Here is a 273-nt window from a genome sequence, read left to right on the forward strand (position 1 = left end):
GCTGTTCCGGCACTACTTCACCATCGACGCTGTGAGGCTGCATGCGGCCAGCTTCTGCATGAAGCACCTGCTTTGCCCTCTGTGTGCCATTAGACGGGGCGCTAAGTCGATGAAAGCCTACTTGGATAGGTGGGAGATCATCCGAGCCGAGAAAACGGCTCTGAGGCCTTTTTTGGTGACTTTGACGGTGAAGAACGGTGATGACCTGGCTGAACGCTTTAAGCACCTTCATAGAGCCCAGCGCGAGCTATGGAAACGCCGGCAACGTGGTCG

The 273-nt window shown here is 56.0% G+C and carries 1 protein-coding gene; it reads left to right on the forward strand.

Annotated features, from left to right (window positions below):
- Positions 1–31: 31 nt before the first annotated feature.
- On the forward strand, positions 32–273 hold a 242-nt coding region (locus ABG80_RS22760; RefSeq protein WP_268760971.1), incomplete at its 3' end, for a protein rep.

Origin of the sequence: Aquabacterium parvum, from assembly GCF_001447195.1 — a bacterium.
GTDB classification, from domain to species: Bacteria; Pseudomonadota; Gammaproteobacteria; order Burkholderiales; family Burkholderiaceae_C; genus Aquabacterium; species Aquabacterium parvum.